Here is a 19,030-nt window from a genome sequence, read left to right as displayed (position 1 = left end):
CACGCAGCGTGTAAGAGCCCTCATCCAGCTTCCTCTCCCTTTTGACCGCTTGTTTTCATCAGCTGATGAACTGCCTCTTTCACAGCTGCCTCATTTGGTTCTTTTAAAAGGGTCATAAACGGAAGGTGCGCCACCCACTCAAATCCCTCCATCACCTTATGATCAAACGATCTAAGGACAACACACGGTGTATGAGTGATCGCACAAAAGATCATGCCATGCAGACGATCTGTCACGACGACCTGTGCTTGTTTTAACTCCGTCCACAAAGCCGATAATTCATCTAAGCGAGTTGTTCGATCGATTCGTTTGCCAATTGTCGTTGTGATCAAACCGACTTGATCATATGTCTCTTGGATATGCTGCTTCAGCTGCTGGCGCGATTCCTTTGTGAGATATGCTTCTTGATCCTCACGCAGACAAAGCAGAACCCCTTCACGTGTTTCATCCTTTGATGATTCGTCTAATGACAGCACCATATCAGGCTGTTTCCACACATCTTGATCAGGAAAATGAAGCTTCATCCATTCATAGGTTGTTTGATCTCTTGCCATGAGGAGCAGTCTTGGGTGCTGCTTATACGTGTGAATGGCGCGGCGTTCCTCTCGTTTCCCTCTCTTAGTTTCTGTAAAATGTACAGTGGCAGGCAGCTGGATCATGGGGTAGGACTTGAAGGTCTTGATGATAAATTGTCTCGTCCATTCTTCATACCGGTATAAATCCCCCATATTGCCCCCACCGATGATACAGACGATGTCTTCTGGGTGCCGGCTGCGCTTTAGCGGACGGGCAAGGCGATAGATCTCTTTCATGTCCACTTCTATGATGTCATAGGCTGGAAAGTGTTTCTTTAAAAAACAATAACTCGCATAGGCAATCGCATGATCCCCTAAATTATCATGTCCCGGCAGCAGCGTGAGAATGATTTTCTTCTGATGACTCAGTTCTGGCAGCCTTTGGCGGCTCAGTCGATATTCAAGCGGATATTTGACCTTTAAGAGCAGCCACTCTGCGGCTTTTGCCTTCAATTGCTGCACTGTCAATCCCATCACCCCTATTTCCTTGTCTGATATTCGATCCATTTTTGATAGCTAGAAGCCGCGGCAGAAAGCGGATAAACCAATCGGCACTTAGCAAGAAATAAAATCATTCGCTTTCTTACTGTGAGCTTTGATGGTTCCACTTGTTTGACGGCATATTGAAAAGTATCGTGTGTCACCATTTCCCGCATGTGATCAAGCTTTTCCTGAATGGAGAGATCATTTTGGCTCTTCCATTCGTTGAGCATACAATGAAGCGTATGATTGACGATAAAAAAGTCTAATGCTTTCTCATACAGAGAGATGTCATCATGCTCTTTTAAAAACGAGTGCTGCGCATAATAAAAGGTCAGTCCATGATGAAAATACTGCTTCTGATATCGCTGCACAATGGATGACAGATGAACCCTGTAGTAATAAAGGGGCTCATGAACAAAAGCGATACTGCGTGATAAAGAAAAGCAGCGCAGCGTCACATATTGATCTTCAATGTTCTCAAGCTCACCCCGCAGCGGAAATCGAATGTGGTGTTCTTCCATAAAGGCACGCCGATACAGCTTATTCCATGAGAATCCAGTTAAGTCTCCGTGTAATAACGCTTGGATTAAATTCGTTTTTTCGGCTGACCGCTTGTCTAACAATGTCGTTGGTATCGTTCGCTTTGACTGTTCAAATTGAATCCAATACTCACTCACAACAAGATCTGCCCCGGTCATTTCAGCTTTTTCATACATGGCTTCACAGTAATGAGGAGCGAGAATATCATCTGAATCCACAAAGGCGAGATACGTCCCTTTCGCTTCCTCGATGCCCCGGTTTCTCACAGCACCTAACCCTTGATTGAGTTGATGGATCACCCGGAAACGCTCATCACGCTCAGCATATGCTTCAAGCCATTCACCGCTGCGGTCGGTCGATCCATCATTTATAAGAATGACTTCTATATCGGAAAAGCTTTGATCTGCAATCGATTGAAGACATTGCTCTACATATTGACTCGTATTGTAAACTGCGACCAATAGACTGATAGCTGGCATTACAACATGCCCCACCTTTCTTCAAATCTACTTATTAAATATCGTTCTATACGGCAAAACCGAAGAATCAAACGGCATCAGCATGATGCTGTACAGAATATAACAAACAGCAATCCCTACATACATAAACACATTAGACCGCTGATCAAAAATACGTGTGAAATATGGCAGTAAAATGAGCTGATACAAGCCAAAATAAATATGAAATCTTGCATAAATGACATCCTTCGTTGCAAGGATGCCAAACAAGAAACCAAGCAAACAAAAATTCACAATGTAATCACTCTCAGGCGTCAGCTCACGAAGTCGTTTTCGATAAAAGAAAGCAAGCAGAAGCGGCAAAATCAAGACACCGATTTTTGTCACATTCATTCCATTCGTATTCGTTGTGAGCCATTCTTCGTAATGACCATATGAACTACCTTGCAGCATCACCACAAACACCGAGACAAAACGGTCATAAATAGCGGTTAAACCTAAGAAAATCAGGCATAAGACCAGCATCATCCAAGACCAAGCCTTTGTTCTCACGATAAAATACACAGGAATCATGATGAGGGCCGATGAATGAAACAATGAACATACAAGGACGAGCGGAAAATACAATTTCCACTGACCATTGATCACCAACCGGATGGCATAAAAAAGAATCGCTGCCACCATATACTGGCGCATGCCATTAAATGACGCATAATAATGAAAGGTCCCAAGAAAAAGCAGCATACTCAGCTCAAATGGACGGCCATATTGAATAAGCGTCTTGATAATAAAAAAATAAGTAATAGCCCCGACTGAAATATACATAATTTGCGGATCATGAGACAGTTGATTAAGCATCCATAAAATAAACGTAAACCCTGGATCTGTTGCGGCTTTATCCACACCGAATCCGAATATATGCCAAGGCTTTTCATAGTTGATGGAGAACTCATACATCTGTCCATATGTGACAAAATCGGTTCCTACTTTATACCGAATACCAGCTACGATACAAAGAAACAAAAACGGAAAAAACACCAGAAGTTTGTTAGGCCGCCATCCGCTTTGAATGGTATCATCACGTCTGCCGTAAAATGCGGCAAAGCTCGACCATAAATAGACCATGATCATGTTCACCAAATAAACCGCCATCTGCCCTTCCTTCCTTACAGTCCATATAGATTCATCACACGTGTAATATTCTGTTTCACATCAAATCCTCTTTGTTCAAGCTGTGAGGTAATGGTCTCTTGAAGAGGAGGTTCTGCATGATATGCTTCAAGCACCGCCTTCATCCATTCATGCGCGGAATCTCGCAGCGACATCCTTTTCACAAGCCCGCAGCCTAAATCTACTTCCTCTGTAATATGATCTGAAATCACACAAGGCAGCCCAGACGCCTGTGCTTCCACTAATACAAGCGGAAGACCTTCAAACAAGGAAGGCATCGCAAAAACATCAAATGCTTTCATATACTGCGGAACGTCTGATACGACGCCTGTAAAAACAATGTCATCCATCAGGCCTGCCTTCTCCGCATACGATTCGACTACTTGCTTCAGCGGTCCATCCCCTACGAGTACAAGCTGAAATGAAACGCCTTGCTTCTTTAAAGTCTGGGCCAGTTCTATAAAAAAAACATGATTTTTTTGCTCATGGAACCGCCCAATATGACCGATGACCATGTTTTTTCCGCAAAGATGAAGCTGCTTTTTGATCTCTGCCTTTTCGTCTGGATCAGGCTGAAAAAAAAGGGATAAATCAATCCCATTTGGCAGCACCTCAACTTGCCCATTCTGCATTTTTTTCTGTCCAAATAAAAAGACACCGGCATCCTCGCCGCATGCAACAAGCTGTGTAGAGAACGCAAAGATCAGCTGGCGAAATCCTTTGAGCATCATATGATCCAGCCAGTTTGGCGACTGCTTCCACGCTGTATTATGCGAATGGCAAATGCGCACCTTCACACCCGCTCGTTTTGCAGCAAGTGCGGAGAAGCCTGTTTGAAAATCCGTATGTGCATGCACTGCCTGATAGGGTCCTGTTTTCTTGATCGTCTTTGTCAATGTTTTCACAAAAGTCACCGGAGAGGACGCCCCAATACTCGGGACGTAAAAGATGCGTCCCCCAAGCCGGCGAATTTCCTCATCATAATCACAGACCTCCTGCCGGTGAGTAATGAAATCAAATTGAAGGACATTCCTGTCGAGTGCACGATAGATATTCATGATCATCGTTTCAGCTCCGCCGCGGTTCATCCCGCCCACAATATGAAGCACGCGTATTGGCTCACTCATCACGAATCGCCCTCCTCTTCAACATAGACGATGCCAGCTTCCGGCGATGATAAAGCTTCATGACCTTCGGTGACAAGCAGGCACGGACCACCGGCTTTAAAGCAAATAAATAGTCAAGCGGCGACAGCTTTAATACCCAGCATGCTTTCAAGACGAGCCAGGCATTATCCATCGAATATCGAAACTTTCGCCGCTGAAAGGCCGCTTCATCCTCTCTCACCAGATATAATGGCTCTTGTAAATTAAAACCTTTCCTCCCAGCAGCAAAAAAGCGGATCCAAAGATCGATATCTTCCATCCGCCTTGTTGTTTTCACAGAACGATAGCCATGTAAAGCCTTGTATGCAGAAGCCCGCATCATAATGGTCCCATGACAAAAAGGAGTCCCTCTTGCCAACACTTTCCGATCAGGCTCTGAAACAAGTGCCCGCACACCCTTTGTCCCCGATTCATCAAAAACCGTCATCGCCGTACCGACCACATCATATTCAGAATACGTATCGAGGAAATGAACCTGTTTTTCTAAACGAACAGGCACAGAAATGTCGTCGCCATCCTGCCTCGCAATCAACTCTCCCCTCGCTTCAGCCAGGCAGCGATTCAGACTGGCAGCGAGCCTTTGATTTTGTTTATTGCGGATCAGGCGAATTTTTTCAGGATGTCGTTTTGTATAAGACAGCACTTTCTCATAAGTGCCATCTGTTGATGCGTCATCACATATGATGAGCTCCCAGTTTTCATATGTTTGTTGAAGAATGGATTCAATGCTTTCTTCTACTGTCTCTTGGCAATTGTAGACGCCCATGATCATAGACACCTTTGGTTTATGCATGCTGTATCACCTTCTCTGCTTGATCCATATAGATTGTGTAAATTTCTTCCATTGCACTGACCGTCTGCTCCTGTGCAAATGCATGAGCCATAGAGCGCCCCGCTTTACCCATGAGAAGCAGCTGATCCTTTTTGTCATAGAGCTGCTGCAAATAATCAGCTAAACCATTCACATCTTGCGGTTTAACTAAAAAGCCATTGACGCCATGTTTGACAAGCTCACAATGCCCTCTATTCTCCGTTGCAATCACGGGTTTTTCTGCAGACATCGCTTCAAGCAGGTTCATGCCGAGCCCTTCTCTAAAGCTGGTGGAAACACACACATCGCTCATATGCATCCATTCCTCTATTTGTTGGCAAAACCCAGCAAAGTGAATATGCTTTTCAAGATGGAGCTGGCGGGTAAGCTTTTCATAGTTTGGTCTCATTGTCCCTTCCCCGGCAAACACTATTTTCATATTTGGTATTTTCCTAGACAGCTGTGCACATGCTTTGATGAGCATTCCTTGATTTTTATTCATGTTTAATTCGCCAGCACACAGCACGATAAAATCTTCCGAGGAAAAGCCATAGGCTGCGCGAAGGCGCTGCTTCTCTTTTTCATCGACTGGTGCGAACCGCTTCATATCCACACCCATACCGGGCACATAATAAACAGATGTCCGCTCTTTTGATAGACGGTCGGCTCTTTTAAAATCTTCTCCATTAATGGTGATCAAAGCGTCTGTATAGCGGGCGAGAAATCTCTCAATTGGATAATAGAGCAGCCAATTTTGAAGCGGCGCCCCCTGCCAAAAGTGAAAGCCATGTGCCGTGTAAAGAACCTTTGTTCCTTTTTTGCGCATGCCTTTGGCTGCTAGCCTGCCAATGACACTTCCCATTGGTGTGTGGCAATGGATAAAATCATAGTGCTCTTTCGCTAACAGCTTCTTCAGTTCTACATACGCAAACCGATTGCGTACATGAAAAGGAGAGCGCTGAATCGGAATCGAGTGAGCTTGATTCACATAGGGCAGCTCCAGCTGGCCGTTTGCCGCTGTATGCACTTCCCATCCTTGTTCCTGAAACCACCGGAAATATGGAAGATGAAAGGCCTTAAAGTGATAATCAACCGTTGCGCAAAACAAGACTTTTTTCTTCATTGGCAAGCGCTTCCTCCTCTCGTTTCATCTGATCGGACAACATATCTTGCGACTCAATGGCAGCAAATAATGCTTGTCTCATTTGCTCTTCACTCATCATGTCAAATTCATGGATAAAGCGGTTCAGCACATATGGGTCACCATCCAGCGCATGGCCGATGTGAATTTTCGGGAAGATTTGCTCCTGTGCTTTTTCATGCTGGTTGAGTAATTCCTCGTACATTTTCTCTCCAGGACGAATGCCTGTGAAAGTGATCGGAATCTGGTCTGTGGTGTAGCCTGAGAGGTGAATGAGGTTTTCTGCGAGGTCCACGATTTTCACTGGTTCCCCCATATCTAAAACAAAAATCTGTCTTCCTTCTGCCAGTGCACCTGCCTGAATCACAAGCCTTGATGCTTCTGGGATGGTCATAAAATATCTTGTCATGGCTGGGTGCGTGACCGTCACCGGCCCGCCTTGCTCGATTTGTTTCTTAAAAATAGGGATGACGCTTCCTCTGCTCCCCAGTACATTTCCAAACCGAACGGCGACAAATTTTGTTTCGCTGCTTGCCCCCATTTGCATGATCAGCATTTCAGCAAACCGCTTTGTGGCTCCCATCACATTGGCAGGGTTGACTGCTTTGTCAGATGAGATGAGGACGAATGTTTCAATGCCGTGCTCGTGTGCGGCTTCTGCGACATTTTTTGTCCCGATAATATTGTTTTTCACGGCTTCTTTCGGACTAATCTCCATGAGCGGAACATGCTTATGTGCCGCAGCATGATAAATCATATCCGGCTGAAATTGACCAACGATTTCACTCATTTTCTGTTTATCTTGAATATCCGCAATTTGTGGATAGAGTCTGATGCTGCCTCCATATAATTCTTTCAGCTCTAGTAAAATAGAATGAATGCTAAATTCTCCATGTCCCACAAGTACAATTGATTGAGGAGCAAACACACAAATTTGACGGCAGATTTCTGACCCAATCGATCCGCCTGCCCCTGTGACCATGATCGTTTTTCCCTTTAAATGAGCAGATAAACGGCTCGTATCTAATTGAATCGGTTCTCTCCCTAGTAAATCCTCTGGCTGTACATCCCGTAATTGATTCAGCGCATGGGTTCCTTTTAAAATCTGCTCCATTTCCGGCATGATCTGTGTTTTGACTCCGGTCGCGACACATTCCTTATACAACCCTTTTAAGGTGTGGCTGCTTTTGGACGGAATGGCGATGATGATCTTCTGAATATCCATCATGACGACAGCTGTTTGAATTTGTTCTTTTCCTCCTATAACAGGCAGACCCATAATTTCAAGCCGATGCTTCGTCTTGTCATCATCGATGAAGGCGACTGGCTCAATATGCACATCACTCGATTGCTGAAGCTGACGAACAAGCATGGTCCCCGCTGATCCGGCGCCAATAATTAAGGCCCTCTCCTTTTCTGCTTGAAGCCGTTTTGCCCCGTCATGAAATAGCCTAGAAGCCATACGAGATGCACCGATGAATAAGATATGAAAAAGCCACACGATGAATAAAAACCGAAATGGCCATGTCTGCACGAAAAGGTACAGCATCGTCATCGAAAATAAAAAAGAACACACAAAGGTCTTCATTAAAGAAAATAGCTCTCTTACTCCTGTATAAGCCCATACTTGCTTGTACACATGAAATATGCAGGCAAATACATGGTGCCCAATGAGCAGACTGAGCGAAGAAATGGCGAGCATTTCAAATGTATAAACGGTTAAAGCCGCCTCTTGGACAAATTGAAAGCCAAAAAAGACGGCAACTAAGATGAGATATGAATCTAGTGCTACGATGATTGATAATCTTTGGGCGTAAGTCAACGCTCCTCCCCCTTTTTAAAGCATCTCTATTCTTACGTAACATGGGCATCAAACCCGTCCTCACACCCCACTACTGATGACGAGCATCTAAGGCACCGGTTATGCCCACAGCAGGATCGAGTGCCTCCATTGTTAAAGATTAGGAGACATCACCTATCAATCTTTTTAATACATGTACAGCCTGCCCTTTTTCTCTTTCTTGCCATTTAGCATAGCTCCAAGCAGTTTACTTGTTGTTCCCTCTAATACTTCTTTTGATTTCTTCACAGCAGCAATCTTTGTTTTGCCGCTTAAGACAACGAGAATGCTCCCGTCCGTTCGGTTCGCCAAGATCTTTGCATCTGCAACTGGCAGAAGCGGCGTGGAATCAACGATCACCATGTCATATTGCTGTTCAATCTCATAAAAGAGCTGCTTCATCACAGAAGAGGAGAGCAGCTCAGCTGGATTCGGCGGAATGGTTCCACTCGGAAGCAGCTCTAAATGCTCAATCGGTGTAGATAAAACAGCTTCCTCCAAGCTGCAATTATTTAATAGCACATTCGTCAAACCGGTGTGATGACTCAGGTCAAAATATTCATGAACGGCCGGCTTTCGCAAATCAGCATCCATGAGCAGCACCCGCTTGTTCTGCTGTGCAAAAACAGCTGCTAAGTTTGCAGCCGTAAATGATTTCCCTTCCTTCGGCAAGGAGGAGGTCACCAATATAGATTTCAGCCTTGTTTGAATCGATGTGAATTCAATGTTTGTTCGGATCGTACGGAATTGTTCCGCAATGACAGAGTGAGGATTTAATACAGAAATACAGGATAAATCTCTCTTTTCTCTTTTCTTCCTCTTAAAGATCAATGTTCTGTCCTCCCGTTATGACGGACTGCTTGTCTTTTTTGGCCCTCCTGTCTGCCTGCATTTGATAGACACTGCCAAGCGACGGCAATCCGATCTCTTCTCTTATTTGATGTGTTCGTTTTACAGTATCATCGAGTAAATTCATTAAGAAAATGAGTGTCATTCCCCCTAATAAAGAGGCACCTAGTGCCAGAACGATATGAACGAATTTCCTTGAATTCATCAGAATCGTGTTGGACAGCTTGGCTTCAGACAAAACATTAATGCGATCCATATTCATTGTTTTTTTGATTTCTTCTTGCAGCACCTCTGTTGCGGTATTTGCAATGGCAACTGCCTTCGCGCGATCCTCATCTTGTACAGAAATATTGATGACCTCAGACTCATTTTCTGTACTTGTGGCAATTTTGTGTTTTAATCCTTCTGCTGATTCTGTGAGATGGAGTGTTTCTTTTACTTTTTCAATGACGATTGGGCTTTTTAATAAAACTTGAAAGGTACGTGTATATTGAAGGTTCATCTGAATATCGTTTAAATCTGCTTGTGCGTCATTGCTGCGTTTATGAACAAGAATTTGAGTGGTTGCCTGATATACAGGAGTCGAGACATAGAACTGATAGTAGGCTGAAATGCCCGTTACGATCAGGACAATCAGGATCAGAAGGGCCATTTTCTCTTTAATGACAGAAAACAGCTGCTTAAAACCTATATTCTCATTCATAGATACCTCCCGATTTCATCATAAAAAGGTTATATATGGTTTCTTTTTGTTAATGATTGGATTATAAAAGATAATACCCGCAAAGAAAAATGTCATAATAGGTCTTATAGTTCTTTTTAAAGAACGAAATCGTTCGTTTTCTTTTGTTTACTTCCTGATTCTTACGTTTTTGAATTTTATAAAGAACAATTTATTTCTTATAATGAACGAAAAGGTCGCAGAACTATTCGCCGTGGAGAAGGGAGATCATTGATCGAATGATAGGCAAGGTGATACGCATTTACCGAAAGAGAAAAGGATACTCGATTCAGCAGCTGGCTGAGGATGCTCATGTCTCTAAGTCATATTTGAGCAAAATTGAGCGTGGTGTCCACAGGAATCCATCTGTCCAGTTCTTAAAAAAGGTATCCTCTTCACTAGAGATTGATTTACAAGAGCTGTTTGATGCAGAGACGATGATGTTTCATAACGCTGAGGGTGGTGAACACGAATGGCGGGAGCATATCGTAAGTGCCGTCCAATCCGGCATGCCCAAAGAAGAGCTCTATCAACTGCTCCAAACCTACCGAAAAGAGCAGGAAGAAAAGTCGTTACATGTCACCCATAGAAAGCTGACTGATTCAAATATCGCAGAGTGGAAGCGTCTAATGAATGAAGCGAAAGCGATCGGCTTAAGTATTGAGGAAGTAAAAGCATTCCTCAACAACATGGGAGAACGCCGGGCGTAAGCCTTTCAGGAAGAATGATTGCGGGGAGAGGCGTTTGACGCTTCGATGAAAAAGAGCCTTTGATTCATGAAAGGCTCTTTTTTATCTTATTCTTCTATTTTTGTTCGTGCTTTTTTCGTTATATCATTGTTTTTCCAATAGGCCCATAGTGATGTAATCCCCAGAAAGGCCAGCGTGATGAATTGCTGAACGCCTTCTTCATCAATAGGAATTGGGCTTTTTCCCGCAGCAGTTAGCGCACTGTTAACAAGCGCCAGTAAAAGCAGCACAAGCCTTGCGATTGTACCTGCACTAATTTTTTGAACCTCCAACTGTAACCCCTCCCTTTCCTCTTCGTACGGGCGGTATTGCTCGTTCTCTCTCATATGTATGCAGCAGCCGAATGAATAGAAGAACGAATCAAAAAAAGAGACATCATTCCTATATGCGGAATGATGCCTGATTTCATTTGCTATTTATTTAGAAAACATCTCTTTTGCTTCATCCAATGCCATTTTATTGCCTAGAGCTGAGTAATCGAGCCACGGCTGATCGGCAATCGGATAGACTTGGTTTTTCTTCACTGCCTTTAGACCCTTCCAAATCGGAGTCTTTTCTAATTGCTTGAATGCCTGCTGCGCTTTATCATCACGGTTGACAACGACAAAGATCGCATCAGCATCATAATCAGGAAGAACCTCTTGAGAAATCACTTCAAATGGGCGCTTGCTGTCCAGATTTTTCACACCATCGACAGGTGTCAGGCCTAAATCATCGTATAAAATAGGACCCATTGGGCGCTTCATGCTAAATACGCGAAGCTCCTTTGCTGTCACACGAATCGCCATGACTTTTCCGTTTCCAATCTTTTTCTTGATGAGCGATTTGACTTCTTTTGCTTCTTGATTGTAATTCTTAATATATTGGTCCGCTTCTTTTTCTTTATTGACGTGTTTGGCGATTTTCTTCAAATGATCCCGCCATGTGCCATCACTTAAATTAAACACTTCTGTTTTGGCGATCTTCTTATATTTCGATAAGTCTTGTCCGGCTAATTCTTCATCAACATAAATGACATCTGGTTGTAACGCAAGCAGTGATTCCATATCTGGATCGGCTGCAATACCGAGCTTCTTCGTGTGACTCAGCTGCTTTTTCGCATGTGGAAGGAAATCTTTTAAGTCTCCTCCTACAACAGAGCCCGCCGGTTTGATACCGAGTGCTAACAGGTCATTTGTTAAATGAATAGACAAGGAAGCAATCTTTGGTGTGCCATTGGTCTTTTGATTTGTTGTATTCTTTGTTTCCTGTTGTCCACAAGCGGCAAGCAGCAAGAAACAGAGCGTTAATCCAATTACTAGTAGTTTTTTCATGATGAGTTCCTCTTTCATATTTATTTCGTTTTAGTTAATAAATAGAGAAAATACGGGGCACCGATAAAGGCCACGACCACACCCGCCGGTATGGCATTTGGAGCAAAGATGGAACGTCCGATTGTATCGGCACTGACCAAAATCAACAAGCCAAGCAGCGCACTAACTGGTAAAAAATACTGATGCAGTGAGCCGACAAGCCGCCTGGCCAAATGCGGGGCGACGAGGCCAATAAAGCCAATACCGCCTGTCATCGAAACACTTGCACTCGCGAGGCCTACCGCTAAGGTCAAGAGGAGAAGACGTTTACGCTGGACACGTACACCTACACTTGAGGCGACAGCATCTCCTAATGTCAATGCATTGAGCGTGTTTGACTGCATCAGCGTAAGCGGCACAAGGCATACAATCCAAGGCAGGAGTGCCAGCACATGTATCCAGTCTCTCCCCCATACATTGCCCACAAGCCACCTTGAAGCAAACGTGTATGTATCTTCATCCAGCTTCAATGACAAATATAAGGTGAGTGCACTAAATCCCGCAGCAACCGCAATTCCAACTAAGATCAGCCGGATAGGAACAAGCCCTTCATGCCGGTCATATGCAAGAAGCACGATGACCGCTGCCGCAAGCAGTCCGCCGCCAAACGTAAAGAGCGGAATAAGAAGAGACGGATTACCTTCAAGTGCGTGAAAATATGTCACAAACACAATTAAGCCAAAGGCTGCCCCGGCATTCAATCCAATAATCCCAGGATCGGCCAGCGGGTTACGGGATAAGCTCTGCAAAATGCCGCCAGCAATGCCAAGACCAATACCAGCTAACATCGTCACCACGATTCGAGGCAGACGATAGTCAAACAGCACCGTTTCACTTTGGAAATCTCCAAAGCCAAATAACGTCTTGACGACCATGACAGGGCTTAGTTTCAGCGTACCGGTATTTAAACTATACAGCACAACAGCCGCACTCAGGCAAAGCAAAACGACTGTCACGACAAGAGCACGCTGTTTCTCTCTCATGACAGGTTCCTCCCTTCTTTTCTGGCAATGTATAAGAAGAAAGGAACACCAACAAGTGCCACCATCACGCCAATGGCAAGCTCTCTTGGCGGATTGACTGTTCGGCTGGCAAGGTCTGCAAAGACAAGCAGCATTGCGCCTAATATCGCTGACATCGGAATAACGAAACGATAGTCTACACCAACAAGCTTTCGTGCAATATGCGGGATGACGAGACCGACAAACCCAATCGACCCGACTGCTGATACAGAAACCCCTGCTAATAACACAGCAGCGGTCATTCCTAGTATTCGCACTTGTCGTGTTTTCACCCCTAAATTTGCCGCTGTATCTTCACCGAGCGATAGTAAGGAAAGTGACCGGCCTAATAGCATTGCCCATACGATCACAATCAGAATGACGGGGGCAAGAATCATCAGCTGAGGCCATTTCACACCAGCTACCCCGCCTGCATACCAAAAAGCCAGATCCTGACTCAGGTCAAAATAAATCGCGATCCCAGAGCTGAGCGCATGAAGCAATGCGGCTACAACCGCCCCTGCTACAGTGAGGCGCAGCGGTGTCAATACGCCGCCAGCCGCTCCAATCGCGAAGATCAGCAGCGTACTGAGCACAGCACCAATAAAGGAAAAAAACATCAGTGCTGAATAAGGCATTCCTGGGAAAAAAGCAAAACAGAGAGCGACCACAAACATCGCACCGCCATTAATGCCCAAAATCCCCGCATCTGCCAGTGGATTTCTTGTGATGCCCTGCATAAGAGCACCCGCTACAGCAAACGCCGCTCCCACTAGAGCTGCCCCTAAAACACGTGGAAGTCTTAATTCATGGATGATCTGCTGCTCTGTAACATGTGACTGGTAGTCAAATACAGCTGTCCAAACCGTTTGCAGAGACAATGTTTTTGCACCGTATGACACAGCAAAAAACATGGCAGCCGCTAAACCAATGACAGCGAGAAAAAATATCAAAAAGAACAGAATATGTGATGATCGTTTTTGTTGAGGTGTTCGCTTATCCTGCAAAATCGGTGTCATCCTTTTCTTCATTAAAAGTCAGTTTGAAAATGAGAATCATAATCAACAAAATTATAGCCGCCAGCCTCTAAAAAATCAATGTACACCCTATTTTTTAATTAATGAAGGTATGTGTAGAGCAGCGGGGTGGGAGATTTTTTTTGCATCTCAGTACGGCCTATCATTTTTTCTCATAGTTTAATAGGAAAATAGTTGACATTTCGCATGAATATCCCCTAAAATTACAAAAGTAAGTCAAATGTTATAAAAATATTACAAACAGATGTCAAACTAATAAAGAATGACCCGTCATGAGAGGAGATTTGAAAGTTGTGTCAGTAAAGGGAAAATGGAGTATCGTCCTATTTGCGCTTGCAGTCGTCATTGGAGCAGTTGCTTTCTTTCAAAATCAACAAGCAAGCGGTACAGAGAAGAAAAATGTAAAGCAGGATTCGAACTATAAAAACGTAGAAATTGTCACTCTCGTAAATGACGGGAAATTTATGAGATATGCAGTCAACTATCCTCTTTTTCATCAAAAAGAGCTAGATGACAAGATTCAAAGCTATGCCAATTCAGCATTAGAGCATTTCAAAAAAACATTCAGTGAAGCAAAAGATATCGATGAAAATAAACGGTATGAACTGAATATTGATTATGAAATGGTGCATTATGCGAAGCAGTCTGCTGCCATTCGCTTTACGACCTATACGTATACTGGCCAGCAAAATGGAACCACCAATCATCTCACGATTAACTTTGATTTTCAGAAAAAAACCTTTCTTGACACAAAAGATTTATTTCTGCCTAAAACCAATTATTTAAAGAAATTATCCTATATTACATATACGGAACTTCGAAAGGATAAAACCTTATCTAAGGATCAGCCTCTCCTTCAGAAAGGAACAGCCCCTGATACTCAAAACTTCAGTCAATTTGCCTTGAAAGACAAATATGTAGAATTTTATTTCCCTGCATCTCAAGTAGCAGCGGAGGATCTTGGGCCGCAAACACTCGCAATCAAAAAGACATTGCTGAAGGACATATTAAAGCCAGAATATATGGATAAACTCAAAAATAAAAATGAAATGAAAGAACCGAACCCAAAAAGAAAAGCCGTCAAGCTGCCGCAAAAATCAAAGCTTGACCCGAATAAAAAAGCCATCGCCCTCACATTTGATGATGGACCGAATCCAGCGACAACCTCAAAAATTTTAGATGCGCTGAAGAAAAACAAAGGACATGCCACCTTTTTCGTATTAGGCAGCAGGGTGCAATATTATCCTGGGATGCTTGCCGACATTCTAAAAGGCGGGAATGAGATCGGAAACCATTCCTACAATCACCCTTTATTAACAAGACTGCCTTTAGAAGAAGCCGTGAAACAAGTGAAGGACACCCAGCAGCTGATTGAGAAAGCAAGCGGATATACACCTACGCACTTTAGACCGCCATATGGCGGTACAAATCAAGATATCAATCATGCAATTGGGATGAAGGTCACTTTGTGGGATGTTGATCCTGAGGATTGGAAAATCCGCAACAGCCAGCAAATCACAAACCGCGTTCTCTCACATGCAGCAGATGGCAGAACAGTGTTAATGCACGATATTTATGAAAGCTCAGCCCAAGCTGCCGTAGAGATCATCCATGAACTCACCAAACAAGGCTACCAGCTCGTCACAGTGAGTGAGCTTGAACAATTAAAAAAAGAACGACATGAACAAACCCCTGTAGAGTAAACAGGGGTTTTAGATTGTTGACAAAGGGCTAAAATGATCTTTATTTTAGCTCTTTGTCTTCTTTTCAGCGTGATGGAAAACCTTTGCAGTCTAGGAAGGACGAGTACCGGAGCGGAGCGAATTGTACATTCGTGAGCACCGGCACGCAGGACTGACAAAGAATGCGAGGGTTTGTCTACACGCTGAAACCCCTGTAGAGTAAACAGGGGTTTTCTTTTATGACTCCAAAGACTTTTTTTGTTTCAATAATGCTTGAAATGTCTCTTCAAGCTCTTGCGACGGCTCAATACTTAAACGGCTGAGCACTTCAGACAGCTGCATATCAATTAACAGAAGCTCCTCTTCTCTATTTGTCACAGCTGGTTTTTCTTCCTTTTGTTTATAGGCTTCATATGTGCCGTCAAATCCTTCAATACGTTCCTCATGAATATGGAAAATACGAGTGGCAACCTCCTCAATCAGCCTGCGATCGTGGGAAACAAACACAACGGTACCTAGGTAATCCTTCAGTAGACCTTCAAGAGCTTCAACTGCCGCCAGATCTAAAAAGTTCGTCGGTTCATCCAGCATGAGAACATTGGCATCACTGACGAGTAAGGACGCAAGCATCGTCTTCACCCGTTCTCCCCCGCTTAATACCTCAACAGGCTTATGCACATCATCCCCTCTAAATCCTAGTCTCGCCAAAACCGTTCGAACCACTGTCTCGTCTTGAACCGCCTCTTTTAGCGCATTTTGTAAAATCGATTCATCTACCTTCAATCCTGAAAGATCCTGACGAAAATAGGCTAACTTGACAGCCTCTGAGCGAGTAACTCCGGGATGTCCATTCACTAACATACGAAGAAACGTCGTTTTCCCGCTCCCGTTCTTTCCGATAATGGCAACCTTGTCTCCGCCCCTCACTTCCACATTCGCCTGCTTCCAAAGCACTTTACCTCCCGCCTTGCCATCTACATTTTTCACTCGTAAAATGGTACGGCTTGCTACTTCCTTCATCGTATGCTGAGTCATTTGAATGGGCTGAATGTCCTTTACCTTCTCCACCTTTTCTAATTTCTCCATCCTTGTTTCAATGGATTTGGCTGTTTTTTGCAGCTTTTTTTGCTTATTTGCATAGTAGGGCTTTGCAATTTTAGGCCCTGAAGATTTCACCTTTTGAGATGGTTTTGTTGCTTTGTCCGCCTTTTTCTTTTTCTTTTCGAGCGCATGCTCTAACTGTTTTTTCTTTTGTGTATACGCTTCGTACGCTTCCACCTGCTGACGATGTGCCAGCTCTTTTTGCTGTGCAAAATGCGTGTAGTTGCCTTTGTAATGATGAAGCTGCCCATGATCCAGCTCCCAAATCTCCGTACATATTGCATCTAAAAAAGCACGATCATGTGAAACAACAATGAGAGCACCTTGATAATGACGCAGCTTTTCTTCCAGCCACTCAATATGCTCTGTATCCAAATGAGTTGTCGGTTCATCTGCTAATAAAAGGGCAGATGGCCGGCTTAATGCTATTTCAATATAAGTCTGGGTCATTTCACCGCCACTCTGTCTGCCATCTCCTTGTTTCAATTGAGGAAGCAGCGTACAGGCCGCTGTGGCTGCAACTGTGCCGCTGTCTGGTGTTTCCTGCCCCGCCAGCACATGCAATAAAGTCGTTTTCCCGCTGCCATTTGTCCCTACAAGACCAATGCGATCACCTTGATGGATGGCTAGCTCCTCAATATCAAATAACAAGCGATCTTTTCGAAATACCTTTAACTGATTGGCTTTTAGTAACATCCAATCCTCTCCTTTCGTATCAGGAGACATGAAAAAGCCTCCCATTCTCAGAATAGGAGGCAAAATGGTGTACAAAAATAAGCGGATTGATCCAGCAGTATGTGTGCCGTTCATATTTAAACACACATCCCGCGTATCAATCACCTTATCCTGTGGTTCCCAAGCTGTACCATCCTATTCCGAAGCTAAAAAATGAAAACGCAGCAAACATGGCAAACTGATCGTTTGCTCACTGCCTTCGTTCGTTCATTTTGCTTACAGGTCATAGGATTAGTACTTCATTGCATTGGGTCACCCTTCCGTCGTTTGTTACGTATACGATAAAAGATTGGTTATTTTTTGTCAAGCGGGGTTCCATTTGAATATGGCCCCCACCTTCCGAAAATAAGTTATCTATTGAGTTTGTTTCGCTTGTATGAATTGATCAATCACCTTTAATGCTTTTTCTGTTCCACCTGCTGCTTGGAAGCTTTCTTCAATTTTCTCAATCCCTGCACGGTACGTGTCACTGCCTAAAACCGTCTCAACAGTTTCTCTTAGCTGCTTTGGTGTCAGCTGATCTTTATCAAGTGCACAGGCAGCAGATAATTCGGTCAGTCTTTTTGCCACCATCGGCTGATCTTTGTCGACTGGAATGACGACCATCGGAACGTGGTAATGAATCCCTTCATTGACACTATTCATGCCGCCGTGCGTTATAAACACATCTGTCAGTTCGAGCACTTCAAGCTGCGGCACATATGGCTCGATCATAAAATGAGCAGGCGCCTCTTTTAAGAGAGAACGATCTACTTTTTCACCTGTTGCGATAATCACTTTTCCGTCAAAGTCTTCGAAAGCATCTATACACATATTAAAAAATGCTTCTGTATCCCCAAGAACGGTACCCATGGAAATAAAAACGACTTTTTCTTGCTCAAGTGCTTCCAGCGGGAAATCATGCTGGTCGGCTCTTTTTAGAAAGCTCGGTCCAATGAAAACAAACGAATCGTTTAATGAATCAACAGAAGGCTGGAAATATTCACTTGTATAGACGATATTCATTTCTCCACGGTTTTTCATAAATTGCATCAAACGCGTTGGCTGAACGCCAAAACGCTCTTGTATTTTTTCTAACAGATGATCGGCTTTCTCATCCTTTCTGTATAGCGGTGTATCAAAATGCGCCTCTTGCAGCACAAAAGATGGGTTGGAACCAATGCTCGGAATGTGCAAGTAATCTCGAACAAGCTCCCCTGCCCCAAACATATCAAAGTAGACCAAATCAAATGAATGCTTCTCGGAGAGTGTTTCCACCACCTCTAAAATATCATATGATGTTTGCAGCATGGCATGAAAGAACGGCTGCATAGAATCTAAATCTCCTTCTTCCACATGTAATGTCCGAATATAGTCTGGATGTATATGTACGTGAGCGCCTAAGCGTTTAATTCGTTCCTCATAATGTACAGTTGTGACCGCATGCACTTCATCGCCTCGATCCGCCCATGCTTTGATGATTCCTAACATAGGGTTCACATGTCCTTCAGCTGGAAACGTAATCAATAAAATCTTCGCCACAAGAAATCCCTCCTCATTGTCAATTCTCTTCCATGTTAATCATATACAGCAAGCCGGCTCAACAAATACGCCTGAAAAGGGAAGAAATGAGTCTTACG

The 19,030-nt window shown here is 43.8% G+C and carries 17 protein-coding genes; 2 read left to right on the top strand and 15 right to left on the bottom strand.

The genetic code is table 11. The features are described from left to right. Positions 1 to 20 precede the first annotated feature (20 nt). The 9 genes from MHI60_RS10615 to MHI60_RS10575 all read right to left on the bottom strand — a co-directional run bounded on the left by MHI60_RS10615 (position 21) and on the right by MHI60_RS10575 (position 9,736). Entirely contained in the window at positions 21 to 1,043 is a 1,023-nt protein-coding gene (locus MHI60_RS10615; protein ID WP_263640236.1) for a polysaccharide pyruvyl transferase family protein, read from the bottom strand. A gap of 11 nt (positions 1,044 to 1,054) precedes the next feature. Then, on the bottom strand, positions 1,055 to 2,077 hold the full coding sequence (locus MHI60_RS10610) for a glycosyltransferase (RefSeq protein ID WP_144483568.1): 1,023 nt from the start codon (positions 2,075 to 2,077) through the stop codon (positions 1,055 to 1,057). A 27-nt stretch (positions 2,078 to 2,104) separates the two neighbouring features. Further along, a complete protein-coding gene (locus tag MHI60_RS10605; protein WP_144483571.1) occupies positions 2,105 to 3,208 on the bottom strand; it encodes an EpsG family protein in 1,104 nt (367 codons plus the stop codon). 14 nt (positions 3,209 to 3,222) lie between these two features. Continuing rightward, entirely contained in the window at positions 3,223 to 4,353 is a 1,131-nt protein-coding gene (locus MHI60_RS10600) for a glycosyltransferase family 1 protein (RefSeq protein ID WP_144483573.1), read from the bottom strand. Further along, positions 4,346 to 5,185, bottom strand: a complete 840-nt coding sequence (locus tag MHI60_RS10595) for a glycosyltransferase (protein ID WP_095409610.1) — start codon at positions 5,183 to 5,185, stop codon at positions 4,346 to 4,348. Before MHI60_RS10595 ends, MHI60_RS10600 begins: the two co-directional genes overlap by 8 nt. Next, entirely contained in the window at positions 5,178 to 6,326 is a 1,149-nt protein-coding gene (locus tag MHI60_RS10590) for a glycosyltransferase family 4 protein (protein WP_144483576.1), read from the bottom strand. The genes MHI60_RS10595 and MHI60_RS10590 overlap by 8 nt, the downstream gene beginning before the upstream one ends. After that, positions 6,292 to 8,166 (bottom strand): nucleoside-diphosphate sugar epimerase/dehydratase, encoded by a 1,875-nt coding sequence (locus MHI60_RS10585; RefSeq protein WP_095409612.1) that lies wholly within the window; start codon positions 8,164 to 8,166, stop codon positions 6,292 to 6,294. Before MHI60_RS10585 ends, MHI60_RS10590 begins: the two co-directional genes overlap by 35 nt. A 165-nt stretch (positions 8,167 to 8,331) precedes the next feature. Then, positions 8,332 to 9,015: a CpsD/CapB family tyrosine-protein kinase gene (locus tag MHI60_RS10580; RefSeq protein WP_075611942.1), complete on the bottom strand. Its 684-nt coding sequence runs from the start codon at positions 9,013 to 9,015 to the stop codon at positions 8,332 to 8,334. Continuing rightward, a complete protein-coding gene (locus tag MHI60_RS10575; protein ID WP_024423528.1) occupies positions 9,005 to 9,736 on the bottom strand; it encodes a Wzz/FepE/Etk N-terminal domain-containing protein in 732 nt (243 codons plus the stop codon). The genes MHI60_RS10580 and MHI60_RS10575 overlap by 11 nt, the downstream gene beginning before the upstream one ends. Before the next feature lie 257 nt (positions 9,737 to 9,993). On the opposite strand from MHI60_RS10575, the gene MHI60_RS10570 reads away from it, so the two are divergent. Then, on the top strand, positions 9,994 to 10,464 hold the full coding sequence (locus tag MHI60_RS10570) for a helix-turn-helix domain-containing protein (protein ID WP_075611943.1): 471 nt from the start codon (positions 9,994 to 9,996) through the stop codon (positions 10,462 to 10,464). Positions 10,465 to 10,550: 86 nt separating this feature from the next. Here the strand turns inward: MHI60_RS10570 and MHI60_RS10565 are convergent, their stop codons facing one another. From MHI60_RS10565 to MHI60_RS10550, 4 genes are all read right to left on the bottom strand, one after another. Next, positions 10,551 to 10,775 (bottom strand): phage holin, encoded by a 225-nt coding sequence (locus MHI60_RS10565; RefSeq protein WP_144483579.1) that lies wholly within the window; start codon positions 10,773 to 10,775, stop codon positions 10,551 to 10,553. Positions 10,776 to 10,919: 144 nt separating this feature from the next. Next, positions 10,920 to 11,819, bottom strand: coding sequence for an ABC transporter substrate-binding protein (locus MHI60_RS10560; RefSeq protein WP_186437294.1), 900 nt, complete (start codon positions 11,817 to 11,819; stop codon positions 10,920 to 10,922). Between the two features lie 17 nt (positions 11,820 to 11,836). After that, positions 11,837 to 12,838, bottom strand: coding sequence for an iron ABC transporter permease (locus MHI60_RS10555; protein ID WP_065214796.1), 1,002 nt, complete (start codon positions 12,836 to 12,838; stop codon positions 11,837 to 11,839). After that, complete coding sequence (locus MHI60_RS10550; RefSeq protein ID WP_186437283.1) at positions 12,835 to 13,863, bottom strand: iron ABC transporter permease; 1,029 nt, start codon at positions 13,861 to 13,863, stop codon at positions 12,835 to 12,837. Before MHI60_RS10550 ends, MHI60_RS10555 begins: the two co-directional genes overlap by 4 nt. Positions 13,864 to 14,186: 323 nt before the next feature. Here MHI60_RS10550 and MHI60_RS10545 point away from each other — a divergent pair, with 323 nt between their 5' ends. Continuing rightward, the gene (locus MHI60_RS10545; protein WP_144483588.1) at positions 14,187 to 15,596 is read left to right on the top strand and encodes a polysaccharide deacetylase family protein; all 1,410 of its coding nucleotides are present in this window, start codon (positions 14,187 to 14,189) and stop codon (positions 15,594 to 15,596) included. 216 nt (positions 15,597 to 15,812) lie between these two features. Here MHI60_RS10545 and abc-f read toward each other — a convergent pair whose 3' ends face one another. Both abc-f and MHI60_RS10535 read right to left on the bottom strand, forming a co-directional pair. After that, positions 15,813 to 17,372, bottom strand: coding sequence for an ABC-F type ribosomal protection protein (gene abc-f, locus MHI60_RS10540; RefSeq protein ID WP_197197751.1), 1,560 nt, complete (start codon positions 17,370 to 17,372; stop codon positions 15,813 to 15,815). Positions 17,373 to 17,765: 393 nt separating this feature from the next. Further along, positions 17,766 to 18,932 carry a macrolide family glycosyltransferase gene (locus tag MHI60_RS10535; RefSeq protein ID WP_144483594.1) on the bottom strand — a complete coding sequence of 389 codons (1,167 nt, stop codon included), beginning with the start codon at positions 18,930 to 18,932 and terminating at the stop codon, positions 17,766 to 17,768. Between the last annotated feature and the right edge of the window lie 98 nt (positions 18,933 to 19,030).

Source organism: Bacillus sp. FSL K6-3200 (assembly GCF_038630485.1).
Taxonomy (GTDB): Bacteria; Bacillota; Bacilli; order Bacillales; family Bacillaceae; genus Bacillus; species Bacillus safensis.
The sequence above is the reverse complement of the archived record's forward strand: the minus strand, read 5'-3'. Positions and strand labels throughout refer to the sequence as shown.